This is a genomic window from Ketobacter alkanivorans (assembly GCF_002863865.1).
GTDB classification, from domain to species: Bacteria; Pseudomonadota; Gammaproteobacteria; order Pseudomonadales; family Ketobacteraceae; genus Ketobacter; species Ketobacter alkanivorans.
The window spans coordinates 3,115,406-3,132,679 of the sequence record NZ_CP022684.1; the positions used below are offsets into that span (position 1 = coordinate 3,115,406).

A 17,274-nucleotide genomic window follows, 5' to 3' on the forward strand; every position below is an offset into this window, starting at 1 on the left:
ATTTTCCTTTATTTTCCAGTGAATGGCATCGAGCCAAACGATGGGCTAAATGGCTTCCAGGTCGTCGCAGAGATGCGTCTGATGTTTTTTGAACAAAACATCTCAAGTCAACGTTTGGCGCGTGAATTGGCGCGAATGGCCAAGATTATGTGTTGTAGTGACAATTCGAAGTGGTTGAGTATCCCGTAAGATGGAGTCTTCTCTATTAATTGATTGCCACTTCGTGAACGTGGCTTGGTTTGTTCAGGAGTGCCACATACGAAAAATCGTTTTAATGGGATCATTACATAACGACAACATCAACGAATGTTTACAGGGAATAAAAGCATGTCGTATTCATTACCGCATCAGGTGAGCGCCAGTGAGCGCGAGTCTCGTCAATCTCAAATCAGTCTTTCCAGAAGCATCTACCAGTACAGTGTGTCTGAAGCAGAGTCCAGCAATATACGGGCTCCGCATGTTTTGCCTGAGAGTGAAGAGTTCTCTAATCTGGTGGATAACACTAGCGGCGAGCCTGTTGTTTACCAGGATGAGCTCGATGATAGTTTGGGGAAAATGGTAGCAAACGGAGTATTTCACGCATTTTTTCTGACCAGAAACTTTGCCAAGGTACGGCACGATACTCTGGGTGATTTGGAGGGGTTGGAAGATCAACTGGCCGATGATCCAACCATCGAAAATATGAGTGCATATTATGATGGTTTGGCATCATCGGTCACCGCTGCGGGTACCGCTGACCAAACCAAGGAATATCTCGATTTGTATCAAAACTGGTCAAAAAATGGAGTGAGGGGCCAAGGTGCTGAAATATTCAGCGATGAGGTGTTTGCGAATCAGGCAGTTGCCGGGCCTTGCCCAACCGTAATTAAAAAAGTCAGCTTTGAGTTGCTGAGTGAATACCGAACGAACGGTTTACCGCTCACCGATGATGTTTTTTTGGCCGCATCACCCTTCACCGCGAACGGTGATACCAACCTGGAAACCATGATTGCCGAAGATCGGCTTTATGTGCAGGATTTTTCTATGCTGGCCGGGCTGTCGAGTGGACACCAAGGGGCTGACTCCGATGAAAATCGATTTGTGTATTCTCCCGTAGCGTTCTACGCAGTCACCGCAGACGGCAATCCGAGATTGTTGCCCATTGCCATACAGATGCGACAAAACGACCGTGATCCTGCTCATTGGGATCCGGTTTTTGTGCCCCATATGCCCAACGCGATGGCGTATGGGGCCGATGTTAATACGGCAGACTGGAGTTGGATGGTAGCCAAGGCCAGTGTCAGTTGTTCCAGTCAGATTTATCATGAATTTTTTGAGCACCTGGGGCGATCGCACTTCCTGATGGAGTCGGTCGCGATGGCGACGAATCGCTGCCTCTCAATTAACCATCCGGTGTATGCAATATTGAAACCCCATTTGCTGGGGACATTGGCCATTAATGATTTTGGCAGATCTACTTTGGTCAATGATGGTGGAACGGTGGATCGCTACATGTCCTGTACCATTGAAGACTTTCGTCAGTCTGCAGCCAGGGCGATCTACGAGACTGATCTGCTGTCGCTGATTCCTGCCGTGGATCTGGCTAACAGAGAGGTGAATGGTATTCCCTATTATCCATATCGTGATGATTCAGTTCCGTTGTGGAATGCTATTCACGCCTATGTATCGGAGTTCCTTGGCGTGTTTTATGCGTCGTCAGGCGATCTGGTCGCTGATTTGGATGTGGATAATGGCGGCGAGTTGGGCGATTGGTGGCGTGAGCTGACAACGGATCTTGAACTTGAGGGGTCAACCGGCGTATTGAAGGGATTGAATTTTGGCACGTTGGAAAATCTAGAAGATCTGGTGAACGTGATTACTTTTATTATTTATACCGCATCGGTTCATCATGCTGCAGTGAACTACCCTCAGGGCGACTATTACTCCAATGCGTTGTTATGCCCTGCCACCGTCTCTAGGCCCACGCCTGTACCGGGACATACCAACAAAGCCTACTTCATGGAGTTCCTGCCACCGGAGACGCAGGCGATCTTTCAGATGAACCAGATGATGGTGCTGGCGTCGTTTCGTTTTACCCGTCTTGGGTACTTTGAATCGGGTGCATTTAATAACGATCCCAGAATAGATGGGGTGGTAGCCCAGTTTCAGAATGCGCTGGCGGATATTGGAGCGGCCATTGACAGTCGAAACGCGGCACTGCCGGCGACGTTAAGGTATCACTATATGCATCCCAACAATATCCCACAGAGCACGAACATATAAATATTTAAAGGTGAAGCTATGTCAATTAATCGAAGATTGTTTCTTAAAAGCAGCTGTGGTGCGGTCGTTGCTGTAGTTGCTTCGCAAACTCTGTTTAGCGGTTTGTTTTCTGATCCAGGCTCTATCAGGACACTGGTAAAAAATACAGTGATGAAGCGGTTTCCCCAATTTGATTTTAGTGGTGGGGCGCTTGATGAGTTCGCTGACATGATGGCAGCGAGAGATCTGCTTAGCGAAGGTGCTGCGGGTATTGCGCTAGCCGATATTCTGGATGAGGATACTCCAACAGTCACGTTTGAGCGTTATGTGATGCGGGAATTTTTACTTAACACTAATTATCTTTCACACAAATCGGCGAATTTTCCCGGCCTCAAATTCAGTCGGTTCGGCGGGCAGAATCTGAACGTAGCGTAAGCTAATCAAAAGTAAGGCGGCCACCCGGCAGGTAGGTGCCGGGTGGCTTACTGTTTAGCTGTTGCCTCTGGTTCACAGAGGTGTATTACCGTTTTGGTCGGTTTTTATCTGACCTGAACAAGCAGTGCAATGCGATTTAGTACAACACCCGGCACCGAATAGTGCCTTCCACTTCCCGCAGTTTTTCCAGCGCCAGTTCGCTGTGGGCTTTATCAATATCAATCACCACATAACCGATCTTGTTGTTGGTTTGCAGATACTGGCCGCAGATGTTGATGTTGTTGGCAGAGAACAGGTTGTTGATGTTAGACAGCACGCCTGGCACGTTTTGGTGAATGTGCAGAATACGGTGCACATTGTCGTGAACCGGCAGTGCCACCTCAGGGAAGTTAACCGCCGAGATGGTGGAGCCGTTGTCGCTGTATTTGATGAATTTCTCGGACACTTCGCCGCCGATATTCACCTGGGCTTCCAGGGTGCTGCCGCCGATGTGTGGGGTCAGGATTACGTTGTCGAATTCACGCAGGGGTGACACAAATTCTTCATCGTTACCGCGCGGTTCAACCGGGAATACGTCGATGGCAGCGCCGAGGATTTTCTTTTCACTCAGGGTTTGGGCCAGGGCTTCAATGTCCACCACGGTGCCTCGTGAGGCGTTGATCAGGATGCTGGTGGGTTTCATCTTGGCCAGTTGATCCTTGCCAAACATGTATTTGGTGGAGGGGGTTTCCGGCACATGCAGGCTGACGATGTCGGCTTGCTCCAGCAGTTCATCCAGCGAGTTGACCTGTGAGGCATTGCCCAATGGCAGTTTGGTAACGGTATCCTGGAAGATAACTTTCATGCCCAGGTTTTCGGCGATAACACTTAGCTGAGAGCCGATGTTGCCGTAACCGATGATGCCCAGGGTTTTGCCACGGATTTCGAAACTGTTGGCGGCTGTTTTCTGCCAGCCGCCACGGTGGCACACGGCGTTCTTTTCGGGGATGCCGCGCAGCAGCAGGATGGCTTCTGCCAGCACCAGTTCTGCCACCGAGCGGGTGTTCGAGAAGGGCGCGTTGAATACGGGGATGCCACGGGACAGCGCCGCCGTCAGATCCACTTGGTTGGTGCCGATACAGAAACAGCCCACGGCCATCAGTTTGTTGGCGGCAGCAAACACGTCTTCGGTAAGCTGGGTGCGGGATCGGATTCCCACGAAATGCGCATCGGCGATCTTCTCTTTCAGTTGATCGTCTGGTAGGGCGGTTTTGATGTATTCGATGTTGGAATACCCGGCCCGCTCGAAGTTATCAACGGCAGATTGGTGAACGCCTTCCAACAACAGAATGCGGATTTTGCTTTTATCCAGAGAAGTCGTGCTCATGCTGTTTACTCGTATCAAATGGGGGTAGCTTTGAGGGCGGCTATGTTATCATATCGCATCGTAAACGCAGTCCCGCGCCGTGAAAAGATGCGTGAAAATCTCACATGGCGGCGTGAATTTCCCTAATGAAAAGCCCGTAGGCTGTATGACTTGTGGGTTTTGAATGCGGCCCGCGCTTACCCTTGATTCCTGTTTAACCTGCTGTATTTAAAGAGAAAACCATGACAGACACCAACCAGATCATTACCGGATTGAGCCAACTTGTGGATGCAGGGCGCGTATTGACCGACGCCGACAGCCTGAAGCACTACGGCTGCGATTGGACCAAGAAGTATGATCCGGCCCCTCTGGCCATCGTGCTGCCCAAAACCGCAGAGCAGGTGCAGGCCATTGTGCGCTTTGCCAATGAGCATCAAGTGGCGCTGGTGCCTTCTGGTGGCCGCACCGGCCTTAGTGCAGCGGCGGTGGCGGCTAATGGTGAGGTGGTGGTGGCCTTTGATTTGATGAATAAAATCAATGACTTTAATGCCATGGATCGCACCGTAAAGTGTCAGCCAGGAGTGGTGACCGAGCAGTTACAGCAGTTCGCGGAGCAGAATAACCTGTATTACCCCGTGGATTTTGCCTCGGCGGGCTCCAGTCAGTTGGGGGGCAATATCTCTACCAACGCTGGTGGTATCAAGGTGATCCGCTATGGCATGACCCGTGATTGGGTGAAGGGTTTGAAGGTGGTGACGGGTAACGGGGATCTGCTGGATTTGAACGCCGGGCTGGATAAGAATGCCACTGGCTACGATTTCCGCCATCTGTTTATCGGTGCCGAGGGCACCCTGGGCTTTATCGTGGAGGCCACCATGAAGCTGGCCCGTACCCCCAAGAACCTCACGGTGTTGGTGCTGGGTGTGCCTGAGTTCCGCGCCATCATGAAGGTGCTGGAAACTTTCCAGAGCAAGATCGATCTGACGGCCTTTGAGTTCTTTTCTGATAAAGCGGTGGAGCTGGTGACGGCCCACCACGATGTGCCGCGCCCGTTTGAAAGTGCGACGCCTTACTATGCGCTGCTGGAACTGGAAGCCGCAACCGAGGAGGTGTTGGACGAGGCCATGGCGTTATTCGAAACCTGTGTCGAGCAGGGTTGGGTGATGGACGGGGTGATCAGTCAGAGTGAGGCGCAGGCCGCTGCGTTGTGGCGCTTGCGTGAGGGCATCAGTGAAACCATCGCACCGTTTACGCCTTATAAGAATGATGTGTCGGTGGTGGTGTCTAAGGTGCCGGACTTTTTGGAAGACATCGATCAGATCGTGAGCTCTCAGTATCCTGATTTTGAAATTGTGTGGTTCGGTCACATTGGCGATGGCAATCTGCATCTGAACATTCTGAAACCGGAGGCTCTCAGTAAAGAAGAATTCTTCAAGCGCTGTGAAGGGGTGAACACGCAGGTGTTTGAAACGGTGCAGAAGTACCATGGCAGTGTGTCTGCGGAGCACGGTGTGGGCATGACCAAGAAGCCTTATTTGCAATACACTCGCAGCGCGCTCGAGATCAATTATATGCGAGCGGTTAAGCAGGCTTTTGATCCCAATAATATTATGAACCCTGGCAAGGTGTTTGATCTGTAGCGGGGGGGTAAGATGATAAAGCACATCGTGATGTGGAAGTTGCTGGAGCAAGCCGAAGGTAACAGTAAGATTGAAAACGCGCGCTTGGCAAAGGTGCGGTTGGAGGCACTGAACGGCAAGGTGCCCGGTTTGCTCAAGTTGGAGGTGGGGGTGGATTTTTCCTGTTCCGATAGTTCTTTCGATCTTATTCTGTATTCCGAGTTTGAAGATCGCGCTGCGCTTGAGCGTTATCAGCAGCATCCTGAGCACCAGGCTGTGTTTCCTTTTATGAAGGCCATTCGCAGTGAGCGTGCGGTGGTGGATTACGAAGTTTAGCAATTCATTTTTGGCACGGAGTGCAGTGCATGTCTTATCAACATTTGTTGAATGGTGAAAAACTCAATCTGCCGGTGGGCAAAGTGGTGTGTGTCGGCCGCAATTACGCCGAGCACGCTAAAGAGTTGAATAACCCGGTGCCTAGCTCGCCTATTCTGTTTATCAAACCATCCACCGCCGTGGTGCCATTTGCTGGAGAGATCTGCATCCCTAAGGATCAGGGTTCTTGCCATCACGAGTTGGAAATGTCGGTGCTGATCGGCAAACCGTTACAGCACGCCAGTGAAACAGATGTGAAGAATGCCATCCTCGGTTTTGGTTTGGGGCTGGATTTAACTCTGCGGGATCTGCAATCCAAGTTGAAAGAAAAAAGCCACCCTTGGGAAGTGGCCAAGAGTTTTGATGGTGCCTGCCCGCTGTCGGAATTTGTGCCAGCGGTGGCTGTGAAAGATCCGTTGGACACGCCCCTTAGTTTGCATGTGAATGGTGTTTGCCGACAACAGGGCACCACCCGCGATATGATTACGCCGCTGTATGCCCTTATTGCCTATATGAGCCAGTTTTTCACATTGCTGCCCGGTGATGTGGTGTTGACCGGGACGCCAGCCGGTGTTGCCGCGTTGCAAGTGGGTGATCTGTTGCAGGCGAACCTTGGGGATGGGCTTACCTGTTCTGCAACTGTTGTTTAGTACAAAGCCCAGTGCCAAGTTGGTAATGCTTTGGGCAATTTTTTGTTCCTCCAGTTGAATTTTGTAATCCAGTTGACGCATTATATTTAGCAATAAAATAGACAGTTCCTCATATTAATAATAAAAAAGGTCAATAACATGAGTAACGCGTATCAATCCCCCAGCGCGGCTGTGGCGCAACAACAGATTGAACATCAATACATGGGATTCTGGATGCGGGTGCTGGCGTCCATTCTCGACAACATCTGGTTGGGTGTCATCATTGCGATTGTGATGCTGGTGCTGACGATGGTGTTCCCGATGGACAGTGAGAGCACAGAGTATTTTCTAACCGGTGGCTCCGTTAATGTATTGTTGCCTCTGGTTCTGGTGATCGCCCTGTGGATTCGGTATGCCTCCACCCCCGGTAAGATGGCTTTTAAAGCCAAAATAGTGGATGCGGATACGTTCGAGCCGGTGTCCAATGGCCGTCTGATTCTGCGTTATTTTGGTTATTTCGTGTCGATATTGCCGTTGTTCCTGGGTTTTTTGTGGATTTGTTGGGATGAGCGCAAGCAGGGCTTCCACGACAAGATCGCAGGCACGGTGGTGGTGATCGAGAAGTAAACCAAGCACCTGCTTGGCTGTGTGCACCTCTGCTGGAGGTGTCCAGGGACAAGCACATTTTCTGAACGGCTTTATACTGGGTTTCTTACTGCACTCTATTTGGATTGCAGAGGGAACTTATTATGTCCACCGTTAAGCCCGAAATGGGCGATCTTCGGCTGCTAGCCCTTATTGATGCCCTGTTTCCGACAGGGCGCATTTTTCCCGCTCCCAATACCGAGGCGCTGGCCTCCCGAGTGATGGCGCAGCTTGAATCTGTCCCCGGTGCCACGGCTGCGGTTACGTTGGCGCTGTCGGCGTTGGATGCTCGATTTTTTCTTGCCACCGGTACTCGTTTTGTTAGTGCCGATCCGGCCCGGCGCAAAGCCTTTCTGCGTCAACAGCAACAGTCTGCTCTCAGTGGGCGTTTATTGCAGTTGCTCAGCCTGCCGTTTCGGGCAGCGTACCTGTTGGATGAAGAAACCCAGCGCCGCAGCGGCGGCCATTCGGTGCGAGTGCCTGCTCAAGTTGAGCGGCAGCGTTGGCAGCAACAGATCATGACGGTACCAGAATTAGATGGATTCACTGAGCTGGAAGCCGACGTGGTGGTTGTTGGCAGCGGAGCCGGTGGCGCGGCAGCGGCCTACGAGCTGGCCAGTCATGGGTTGGCAGTGTTGCTGCTGGAAGAAGGCCAGTACCATGATCGCCGCGACTTTACTGGCAGGCTCACCGATGTGCTGCCGAAACTGTATCGGGCCAGTGGGGCAACTATTGCCATCGGTAATAGCGTTATTCCAATTCCGGTTGGGCGCAGCGTGGGCGGCACCACCACCATCAATTCCGGCACTTGTTTGCGTACCCCGGATGCGATTCTGCAACAATGGAGCAATGCCGGTCTGCAGGGCTTTGAAGTGGATGAAATGGTGCCCTGGTTTGAGCAAGTGGAAGCCATGTTGCATGTTCAGTCTGCCGATCCCCGTTATGTGGGGCCGATTGGTGAGGTGATTGCCCGTGGTGCCAAGCGCACACTGTTCTCACAGGCTCATCCATTGCAACGCAATGCGCTGGGTTGTGATGGGCAGGGGTTATGTCAGTTTGGCTGCCCTACCGATGCGAAACAGTCTACCAACGTCAGCTATGTGCCCCGAGCCCTGGAAAAAGGCGCGTTTCTGCTGACGGGCATGAAAGCGCAAAACATTTTGTGGCAGGGGCCGCAGGTAGTGGGGCTGGAAGCACAGGGTCAGGATAACGGCATCATCAAGCGAGTGCGCATCAAAACGCGCCAAGTAGTGGTGGCCGCCGGTACTTTTTTCACGCCTCTTTTTTTGCGCAAAAACGGTATTCGGAATCCCTGGTTAGGGCGTAATTTATCCATTCATCCTTGTGGCGTGGTCAGCGGTTATTTTCCTGATCGTCAGTTTGATCATGCCCGTCGTATTCCTCAGGGGTTTGGGGTTTCGGATCTGGCGGAAGAAGGCATTCTGTTTGAAGGCGGCACGCCGCCGTTCGCTGCCCATGGCTTGATGAATCCGTTCCTGAGTGATGATTACATGGATTTCATCGAGCAATGGCAGCACACCGCTTATTTCGGATTTATGATTCGGGATAGCAGTCGTGGCCGGGTGAGTGCCGGGTTGCATAAAGATCTGCCATTCATACGCTATGCTATGAATCAGCAGGATCAAACATTGTTTCGGCGGGGATTGTCGTTGCTGGCCCGAATGCAGCTGCGAGCCGGGGCTGAATACGTGCATCTGCCGGGTTATAGGGCGGTGCCTAGAATATACAACGAGCGTGAGCTGGATCGAGTGTTGGCCCGGCGCTTAAAGCCGCATCAGCTGGCGATTACGGCCTATCATCCATTGGGAACAGCGCGAATTGCGGCCAGCCCTAATGCAGGGGTCTGTGATGCAGATCATCGAGTCTTTGGTTGCACTGGGCTATATGTAATGGATGGCAGCTCGGTACCGTCATCGTTGGGTGCCAATCCGCAGGTTACTATCATGGCTATGGCTTTAAAGGCGGCCAATGCATTGGCCAAATCTGTTTTGGCTGCTTGTTGAGCAGTCTGTTTGTTTGAGGGAAATCATGCTGACACTGAAATTACGGGAAACCATGAAAGGCTGGCTGGAAATGAACGATACTCATAACAAGGAGCCGTTCGAGTTCAGCATTGATGTCACGTTTATGAATCGACTGCGCCCCTGGAAGCCGCAGCCATTTGTCGGCGTATTGACGTTGCCCAGTCGTAACCTGACCACTGAAACCCATGGCTATCTTACGCTGAAAGCCTCGGGCCCCCGCTACGAGTTGCGATTCAATATTCCAGGCTTGGGAAACGTAGAAGCCAAAGGTGAAAAAGCCTACGATTTGCTGAATCTGAAAGAATCCCTCACCATGTGTCCAATGACCCTTTATCAAAATGGTACCGCCATTGGCTATATCGAGGTCGCTTATGAGGACTCTATTCTGGCGTTTGCGCTGAAATCGTTGAGGCTGACCCATTATGCCGCTTAACCACAGGGCTTGAATCGATGGATACTCTTACTGATCTGGTTAAGTCAGATCCCTATGCTCCGCAGCGCCGCCAGATGAACGAGTGTCGATATTTGCATCATGCGAAAGGACACTACGAGAGCTATTTTTTGCGCGCCAATCATCCAACTCGGCCGCTGGCGTTCTGGTTTCGTTATACCATCTTCGCACCTAAAGGCCGTCCACAGGATAACCTGGGTGAGCTGTGGGCCATCGTATTTGACGGTGACAGCAACCGTATTGTGGTGGCGAAAGAAGAGTATCCTCTGGCGCAGTGCCAGTTTGATAACAGCCAACTCAGTGTGCACATGAGCGGGTCTAAATTGCGCCCGGGGATGGCCATTGGTGAAGCCCGGCAGAATGGCAATCGTATCAGTTGGGATCTGGGGTATCTGCCTGGTGATGAGCCTGTCTATTTGTTACCCAAATCGCTGTACGATGCGCCCCTGCCAAAAGCCAAGGCGCTGGTGGCCAATCCTAATGCCCTGTTTAACGGAACCATTACTGTAAACGGCGAAGCCATCCACGTGGAAAACTGGATTGGCAGTGAGAACCACAATTGGGGCAGTAAGCACACCGATGAATACGCATGGGGGCAGGTAGCCGGGTTTGATAACGATGAAACCGCCTTTTTGGAGTGTGCCACGGCACGTATTCACCTTGGGCCGATTAAAACACCCTGGATGACCACATTGGTGTGCCGGGTAGGGGGTGAGACCTACGCGCTGAATAACCTGCTCAAAGCCGCCTTGGCCAAGGGCCGTTATGATTATTTTAATTGGGAGTTTGAAACCGGTAATGACCGGGTGAACATAAAGGGCGTGATATCGGCCCCGTATGAACACTTTGTCGGGTTGACCTATGGCAATCCTCCCGGTGGAACCCACACTTGCCTGAACAGCAAAATTGCCCAATGCAGGCTGAGCATCAAGCCCCGTGGCCAGCCCGAGATCAATTTGTACACCCGCCATCGGGCGGCGTTTGAAATTCTGACCGATGATGTCGAGCATGGTGTGCCGATACTGGCCTGATTGACCGATTAAACCCTACTTTGGTAGGTGTACCGCCCGCGCATGATGCTGCTATGTGTAAGGATTAAGGTTTGATGCGAACGGGTGGTTAATTCATGGATCCTTCTACGCTCTATTTGTGGAAGCGCCGCACCTTATATGTGGGGGGCGAGCAATTCTCTTTGCGGGAAATCAATTCTGCCGCTTCCATTCTGCTGGTGGCTCTGGATCAGGATCTGGAAGTCCGCATTGATCAATCCCCTGATAGTTGCGTCAGTCGGAGTGTGCTGGTACCTGCAGGCACCGCCGCCTCCGGTGAGGCAAAAGGCAGAGTGGCTTGTTTGTTTCTGGATCCGTTTCTGGATCAGGATCTGCATCCTTTGCAGCGGTTGATGACCCAACAGATAGGCCCGGTGTTTTATGATTCCTGCATCGAATCGCAACAGGTTCAGGCTTTCCAATGCATTTTACAGGAGCAGCTCGATCCGGGGTCGGCCTATCGTTTGCTGTGTGATCGGGTGTTGCCGGTTTGTGGTCACATACCCTCGCGCCCATCGGCGGATCAGCGGGTGGCGAAAGTCATTGATATGCTAAAGGCCGAGCACGGGATCAATGTGTCCAACAAAGTTCTGGCAGAACGGGTGGGGGTATCCAGTTCTCAGTTGCAGCGATTGTTTAAAGACGCCACCGGCATTCCCATTCGTCGTTATCGCCTTTGGCATCGGTTGTTTGAGGCCTCTGTTCTGATTGGACTGGGCCGCTCACTGACCGACGCGGCGGTGGAGGCGGGCTTTTCTGACTCGTCTCATTTTACGCATACGTATTACAGCATGTTGGGGCTGAAACCTTCGGCGATAATGCGTGGCAAGAGTCGTACTCGAATTCTGGTGGGTGGGGATTAGGTTGCTGGGCTCACGCCGGGTTCACCACACCGCGCCATGGTCATCCAGGTGCGTTAAATACAGCCTTAAATCAAATTCGTACTGATGGTAGTTCGGCTCTATGTGGCAGCATAGTTTGTAGAACGCTTTGTTATGCTCTTTTTCGCGAAAGTGCGCCAGCTCGTGTGCCACGATCATTTTCAGAAAGGCTTCCGGCACCACCTTGAACACGCTGGCGATACGGATTTCATTTACGCTTTTCAGTTTTCCGCCGTGGGCTCGCGAAATAAAGTGGTGTTGACCCAGGGCGTGTTTGATCACTTGAATCTTGTTGTCGTACTGCACCTTGCTCAGAATAAGCCCCTTGCCCAGGTTGTCTTTCTTGATGTCGGTGGCGTATTCATACAGCGCAGCATCCGAACGCACCTGATGCGCTGCGGGGTATTTCTGCAGCAGCCAGTCGCCCAGTTGATTGGCTTGAATCAGTGGTTCTACTTTGGCAAGCAGGTCGGCGGGATAGCCCTGCAGGTATTTGTATTCTGTGGTCATGCTGTCAATTATACCCGATATCCACCCAGCCTTGGTTGCTACAGATAGCGGTTGATGCGATCCCCCGCCGCGGCGTCATGATCCCGCAGCTGCTGTACCGCGATACCGAACCACTGATCCGCTTTCACCGGGCCCAGTATTTCACAGCACGCTACGTAGATCACGGTAAAGAAATCACGCAGTGCGGTGTCGTCAAAACTGGCCAGAAACAGTGGATTGTCGGAAATCAGATATTGGGCCAGGCGATCGTAACTGCCGTTCACAAAGCGCTGTTTTAACTGGCGTGCCAACCGTTCGTGCAACTGTTTGCGCTGTGCAATTGGAATATTGCGCATCAGCTCTGATATCAGGCCGTGCAGGGCTAATTGGTTTTGATTGGGTTGCACATCGAATAGATCGATACCGGCGTTGGCGCGCGCTTTCTGCAGCAAGGGCAGCGGATCCGGTGCCAGATCATTGGAGCGGCGTACCAGCACTTCCATGAGTCGGCGGCGAATCAGCTTGGTATCCATCTTTTGTTCAAACAGATGGCCGATGCGGGTGAGGTAGTCGTGCATGGCGATGGAGGGTTTACCCTGATGATGTTCCTCGAACACCAGCAGTGCCTCCAGCAGCTTGTCCTCATTGAGCCATTCTTGCAAAACGGTGTAAATGGCGCGCCGTTGCAGAACCTGCTGTTGATCCTGAGTGGATTGGGTCATGGTTGGCTCCTAGTTCGCCAGCGGTTTGTGCAAAGGCAGACGATCGAATTCAGGATAACCGCGCTCCGCGTGTTCACTGTAGTCCAGGCCCCGTTGCTGATCCAAGTTGGATGCCCGCAGGCCAATCAGCTTTTCCAGTAACCAGTAAGTGAGCAGGGCGGTGGGGAAGGCCCAGAGGAAGGCCACGATACAGCCTACCGCCTGCACCCCGACCTGCTGCAGATTAAACAGATCGCCTTCCATGAACAGGCCGGCGGCGAGGGTGCCCCAGATGCCAGCAAACCCATGCACAGGGATGGCGCCCACCGCGTCATCCAGTTGCAGCAGTTCCAGCAGGTAACTGCCCACCATGACGATCATGCCCGCAATCAGACCAGTCACCACAGCAAAGGTAGGGGACATGGTGGCACAGCCAGCGGTGATGGCTACCAGCCCGCCCAGACTGCCGTTGATGGTATGGGTGAGCAGTACTGGTTTGCGCAGCAGGCTTTGGCAGAGGAAAATGCCCACCGCACCGGAGCAGGCGGCCAGATGAGTGTTAAGGGCGATCTTGCCCAGGCTGCTGTCGGCCTGCAGGGTGCTGCCGGCGTTGAAACCGAACCAGCCCAGCCACAGGATAAACCCACCCAGAGCGACGTTATTCAGATTATGGCCGGGGATGGCTCTGGCCACCCCGCTGGCAGGATCAAAGCGACCCAGGCGTGGGCCAACCACCAGAATACCGGCCAAGGCGCACCATGCACCGACCGAGTGCACCACCGTAGAGCCTGCGAAATCCACAAAGCCCAGTTCTGCCAGCCAGCCTTTACCGCCAAAGAAGCCACCCCACACCCAGCTGCCAAACACGGGGTAGATCAGGGCGGTGATGATGATTGCCCCCACCAGATAGCCGGAGTAGCGGGTTCGCTCCGCCATGGCTCCACTGGCGATGGTGGTGGCAGTGGCGGCAAACATGATCTGAAACAGCAAGAAGGTGTACGACCATTCATCTTCAAATTTGGGCAGCCAGTGGCTGGTTCCGAAAAAGCCGGTGTCGTTCACACCAAACATGATGCCGAAACCCACGGCCCAGAACACCATGCTGCCCAAGCACACATCCATGTAGTTTTTCATCACCACGTTCACGGCGTTCTTGCTGCGGGACATGCCGCTTTCCAGCAGGGCAAAGCCGGTTTGCATAAAAAATACCAACGCTGCGGCGATGACCAACCATACGGTATTGACGGGGTCACCCCCGTCCGCCGCGAAGGCGTCCAACGGCAAGGCAGTGAGCACGAGCAATGCGAGACGGAGCATAATTGAAACCTCAATTAAGGCGTGTAATAGAAATGCGAAATCATATGCTGGGCGCGAGTTTGAAAGCAGTATTTATGCCATTGTGGTTTTACAGGCCGGAAACAGGGGTGTGGCCATAAAATATACTGATTTTCAAAGCGCTATGTTCATGGAAAGGTGCAGATGAAGACATTTTGCACCAAATATAATCTGAAATGATGGGCCCGCACGTGCATACCTTGAGGGTATGCACGACGGCCTAATGGTTTGTGGGAGCGGTATTAATCTCGCCGTTGATCGTGGGCAATGACTTGCAGTAAGCGATACGCTGCTTGCATTGCGGTGGCTTCGTCGGGATGCAAGCCATCGCCTTGGTGAGTGAAGTGTTTCCAGGCGTTGACTAACAGGGCCTCAGGCAGTTCCTGACGAACTCGGGAGGCATAGAGTTCACCGAAGGCATCATATTGTGCATCGGTCATCACCCAGGTGAGCCCGGAAAGTTGAGAGAACAATGCCAGGTCAAGATGGCGTGCGCCAGGATACTTGGTGAACACTGGCGTCATACCCAGATTCAGAACTTCCTGACCAACAGCTATCAGGCGATCAATGACAGCATTTTGTTCAGCCAGAGAACATGGGCTTGTCAGTGCCTGATCCATTCCAAAGGCATCGGAATGGAGACAGTCATTGCCCAGGCTGACGATAACATAATCAGCATTATACCCAGCTGGCCCGTTGACATCGAAGAGCGTGACCCGTCGTAATCCACGCTGAAGCTGAGTGGCGTAACTGTCCCATGTGGCTTCGCCGCAGACCGGGTTGCAGGTGATTCGGCTGAAGGTGGTGGCCCCCGCTTGGCCTTCATTGCGTACCTTTGCGCCGAAGCGTGTCAGCGCCATGCCCAGGTCAACGTAGCCTCCGGCACCGACCGAAATACCCTGCAGCGGCCCTTGCAAATCCTGTTGCAACGGCGTGTTCCCATTGGCAAAGGAGGCACCGATAAGGATAAGTGGTTTTTCCGGTAGTAAGGAGAAGTGGTCAGCGTAGGCACCGCTGGTGAATATGGATGCAATGATTAAAACAACGTATTGAAGATAATGGGTCTTCCGATTCATCTAGTATGCTCCCTGATATAGTTATAAACCGATGCAGTAAGAAATGTCGGCTCAGCAGTAGGTATGCGCGGTGTTTACACCGTCGTCACAAGTACGCCCATTGATTAAAAAATAGACAATTCAGTAATAGCACAGAATTTGCCACACGGCATAATTCGCGGTGCTGACTTTAAAGCTCATAACAAATGAGCGTTTCAGCCAGTCGAAGTGATTGTCTAGGCAATCCTCAGGAGGGGGGTGCTATGGTAGCCTTTCACGGCATTTCAACAGTACACCGTAGTAGGGGGAATTATGAAAAAGCGAATGAATGTACAGAAAGAAATTGAACGCCTTGATCCAAAAGCCGATTGCGAGCGTATTGTATTTCTTACCTCCTATTTGGAGTTTCCCTGGGATATGACGCGTGCGTTGGAATTGGCGTTGTTCCGAACGTTTGCCGTGCCCTCTATTGCTGTGCTGCTGGACAAGACCGGAGAATTTTCCAACGACACCCTGCGTCGTTACGATGATACGTCCATTATCATCAATGAGATCATGATCAACGGTTACGATTCTGAGCGTGGTCAGGCCTTCATCAAACGCATGAACCGTATGCATGGGCAATACGACATCAGTAACGATGACTTCCTGTATACATTGTCTACTTTTGTGTTTGAGCCGATTCGCTGGATGGCGCGTTTCGGTTGGCGTGATCTGTATCCCAATGAACGCCTGGCGCTGTTCTATTTTTGGCGGCAAGTGGGCGAGCGCATGCGCATTCAGAACATCCCGGAAACCTACGAAGCGTTCGAGCGCTTCAGCCTTGATTACGAACAACAAACCTTTGCCAATACCGATGCAGGGCGGCGGGTTGGGAATGCCACCCGGGATCTGTTGTTGAGTTTCTATCTGCCAAAACCCTTATGGAAATCGGCGCAGCCCATGGTGTATGCGTTGATGGATGAACCCTTGCTGCAGGCCATGGGTTATCCCATTCCCAGCGCTGCTGCTCGCCGTCGGGTAGAGGCAGTGTTGCGTGTCCGTGCCCGGCTATTACGTTTGTTACCCAAGCATAAGAATCCACAGATCATGACATTCCAGCAGTATGCCACCCACCCGGAAGGCTACAGCGTTGAGGATGTTGGGCCCGAATCACTGCGGCAGAAGTGGGCAAAGTAGATTTCGAGCAGTTACTTCTCGATGGTCTCCACCCCGTTTTCGGTGCCCAGTAACAACACATCCGCAGAACGGGCCGCAAACAGTCCATTGGTTACTACGCCCACAATATTATTCAGCGCGTGCTCCAGTTTTACCGGTTGGGCGATCTGCATATTGTGGATGTCCAGAATGATGTTGCCGTTATCGGTCACGAAGCCTTCGCGATACACTGGATCACCCCCCAGTTTTACGATTTCGCGGGCCACGTGGCTGCGGGCCATGGGAATCACTTCCACCGGCAGAGGGAACGCACCCAGCACCGGTACTTTTTTGCTGCCGTCGGCGATGCAGATAAACTTTTTCGCCACGGCGGCGATGATTTTCTCACGGGTCAGTGCGCCACCGCCGCCTTTGATCAGGCACAGGTTGGGGTCGGCTTCATCGGCTCCATCCACATAAACCGGGATATCGTCTACGGCGTTCAGGTCGTAAACCGGGATGCCGTGACTTTCCAGGCGAGCACGGGTGGCTTCCGAGCTGGCCACGGTGCCTTCGATCTGACCCTTCATTTCCGCCAGATAGTCGATAAAGTAATTGGCGGTGGAACCGGTGCCCACCCCTACGATGGTGCCTTCTTCCACGTATTGCATGGCTGCGCGGGCTACGGCCTGTTTCAGTTCATCTTGGGTCATGAGGGCATCCTGATACTATGCTGGTGTGAGGTTTTGCCATGAATTATAGGGCTTCATGGCGCTGGAAGACAGTCCCCAAATATCGCCGCCCCAATAGATGGTGTATCCTTAACGCAAACGTCACAATAA

At 52.5% G+C, this 17,274-nt stretch carries 17 protein-coding genes; 11 read left to right on the forward strand and 6 right to left on the reverse strand.

Annotated features, from left to right (window positions below; translation table 11 throughout):
• Positions 1-327: 327 nt before the first annotated feature.
• Entirely contained in the window at positions 328-2,262 is a 1,935-nt protein-coding gene (locus tag Kalk_RS13375; protein ID WP_158643486.1) for a lipoxygenase family protein, read from the forward strand.
• 18 nt (positions 2,263-2,280) lie between these two features.
• Positions 2,281-2,676, forward strand: a complete 396-nt coding sequence (locus Kalk_RS13380; protein ID WP_101894729.1) for a hypothetical protein — start codon at positions 2,281-2,283, stop codon at positions 2,674-2,676.
• Between the two features lie 136 nt (positions 2,677-2,812).
• On the opposite strand, the gene serA is transcribed toward Kalk_RS13380, so the two are convergent.
• Positions 2,813-4,042, reverse strand: a complete 1,230-nt coding sequence (serA, locus tag Kalk_RS13385; protein ID WP_101894730.1) for a phosphoglycerate dehydrogenase — start codon at positions 4,040-4,042, stop codon at positions 2,813-2,815.
• A 221-nt stretch (positions 4,043-4,263) separates the two neighbouring features.
• On the opposite strand from serA, the gene Kalk_RS13390 reads away from it, so the two are divergent.
• The 8 genes from Kalk_RS13390 (at position 4,264) to Kalk_RS13425 (ending at position 11,697) form a co-directional block, all read left to right on the forward strand.
• Positions 4,264-5,661, forward strand: coding sequence for an FAD-binding oxidoreductase (locus tag Kalk_RS13390; protein ID WP_101894731.1), 1,398 nt, complete (start codon positions 4,264-4,266; stop codon positions 5,659-5,661).
• A 12-nt stretch (positions 5,662-5,673) separates the two neighbouring features.
• Positions 5,674-5,976: a Dabb family protein gene (locus Kalk_RS13395; protein ID WP_101894732.1), complete on the forward strand. Its 303-nt coding sequence runs from the start codon at positions 5,674-5,676 to the stop codon at positions 5,974-5,976.
• A 29-nt stretch (positions 5,977-6,005) separates the two neighbouring features.
• Positions 6,006-6,665 (forward strand): fumarylacetoacetate hydrolase family protein, encoded by a 660-nt coding sequence (locus tag Kalk_RS13400; protein WP_101894733.1) that lies wholly within the window; start codon positions 6,006-6,008, stop codon positions 6,663-6,665.
• Positions 6,666-6,803: 138 nt separating this feature from the next.
• Entirely contained in the window at positions 6,804-7,271 is a 468-nt protein-coding gene (locus tag Kalk_RS13405) for an RDD family protein (RefSeq protein ID WP_199767914.1), read from the forward strand.
• A 122-nt stretch (positions 7,272-7,393) separates the two neighbouring features.
• A complete protein-coding gene (locus Kalk_RS13410; RefSeq protein WP_101894734.1) occupies positions 7,394-9,313 on the forward strand; it encodes a GMC family oxidoreductase in 1,920 nt (639 codons plus the stop codon).
• A gap of 25 nt (positions 9,314-9,338) precedes the next feature.
• Positions 9,339-9,767 carry a hypothetical protein gene (locus Kalk_RS13415; protein ID WP_101894735.1) on the forward strand — a complete coding sequence of 143 codons (429 nt, stop codon included), beginning with the start codon at positions 9,339-9,341 and terminating at the stop codon, positions 9,765-9,767.
• A gap of 17 nt (positions 9,768-9,784) precedes the next feature.
• Positions 9,785-10,816: a hypothetical protein gene (locus tag Kalk_RS13420; RefSeq protein ID WP_233716645.1), complete on the forward strand. Its 1,032-nt coding sequence runs from the start codon at positions 9,785-9,787 to the stop codon at positions 10,814-10,816.
• A 95-nt stretch (positions 10,817-10,911) separates the two neighbouring features.
• Positions 10,912-11,697, forward strand: a complete 786-nt coding sequence (locus Kalk_RS13425) for an AraC family transcriptional regulator (RefSeq protein ID WP_101894736.1) — start codon at positions 10,912-10,914, stop codon at positions 11,695-11,697.
• A gap of 21 nt (positions 11,698-11,718) precedes the next feature.
• Here the strand turns inward: Kalk_RS13425 and Kalk_RS13430 are convergent, their stop codons facing one another.
• From Kalk_RS13430 to Kalk_RS13445, 4 genes are all read right to left on the reverse strand, one after another.
• Positions 11,719-12,237 carry a YgjP-like metallopeptidase domain-containing protein gene (locus tag Kalk_RS13430; RefSeq protein ID WP_407656829.1) on the reverse strand — a complete coding sequence of 173 codons (519 nt, stop codon included), beginning with the start codon at positions 12,235-12,237 and terminating at the stop codon, positions 11,719-11,721.
• A 26-nt stretch (positions 12,238-12,263) separates the two neighbouring features.
• The gene (locus Kalk_RS13435; protein ID WP_101894738.1) at positions 12,264-12,926 is read right to left on the reverse strand and encodes a hypothetical protein; all 663 of its coding nucleotides are present in this window, start codon (positions 12,924-12,926) and stop codon (positions 12,264-12,266) included.
• Between the two features lie 9 nt (positions 12,927-12,935).
• Positions 12,936-14,222: an ammonium transporter gene (locus Kalk_RS13440; RefSeq protein ID WP_101894739.1), complete on the reverse strand. Its 1,287-nt coding sequence runs from the start codon at positions 14,220-14,222 to the stop codon at positions 12,936-12,938.
• A 260-nt stretch (positions 14,223-14,482) separates the two neighbouring features.
• Positions 14,483-15,316, reverse strand: a complete 834-nt coding sequence (locus Kalk_RS13445; protein WP_101894740.1) for an SGNH/GDSL hydrolase family protein — start codon at positions 15,314-15,316, stop codon at positions 14,483-14,485.
• 291 nt (positions 15,317-15,607) lie between these two features.
• Here Kalk_RS13445 and Kalk_RS13450 point away from each other — a divergent pair, with 291 nt between their 5' ends.
• Positions 15,608-16,474 carry an oxygenase MpaB family protein gene (locus Kalk_RS13450; protein WP_101894741.1) on the forward strand — a complete coding sequence of 289 codons (867 nt, stop codon included), beginning with the start codon at positions 15,608-15,610 and terminating at the stop codon, positions 16,472-16,474.
• Positions 16,475-16,485: 11 nt separating this feature from the next.
• Here Kalk_RS13450 and rpiA read toward each other — a convergent pair whose 3' ends face one another.
• Complete coding sequence (rpiA, locus tag Kalk_RS13455; protein WP_101894742.1) at positions 16,486-17,145, reverse strand: ribose-5-phosphate isomerase RpiA; 660 nt, start codon at positions 17,143-17,145, stop codon at positions 16,486-16,488.
• Positions 17,146-17,274 lie beyond the last annotated feature (129 nt).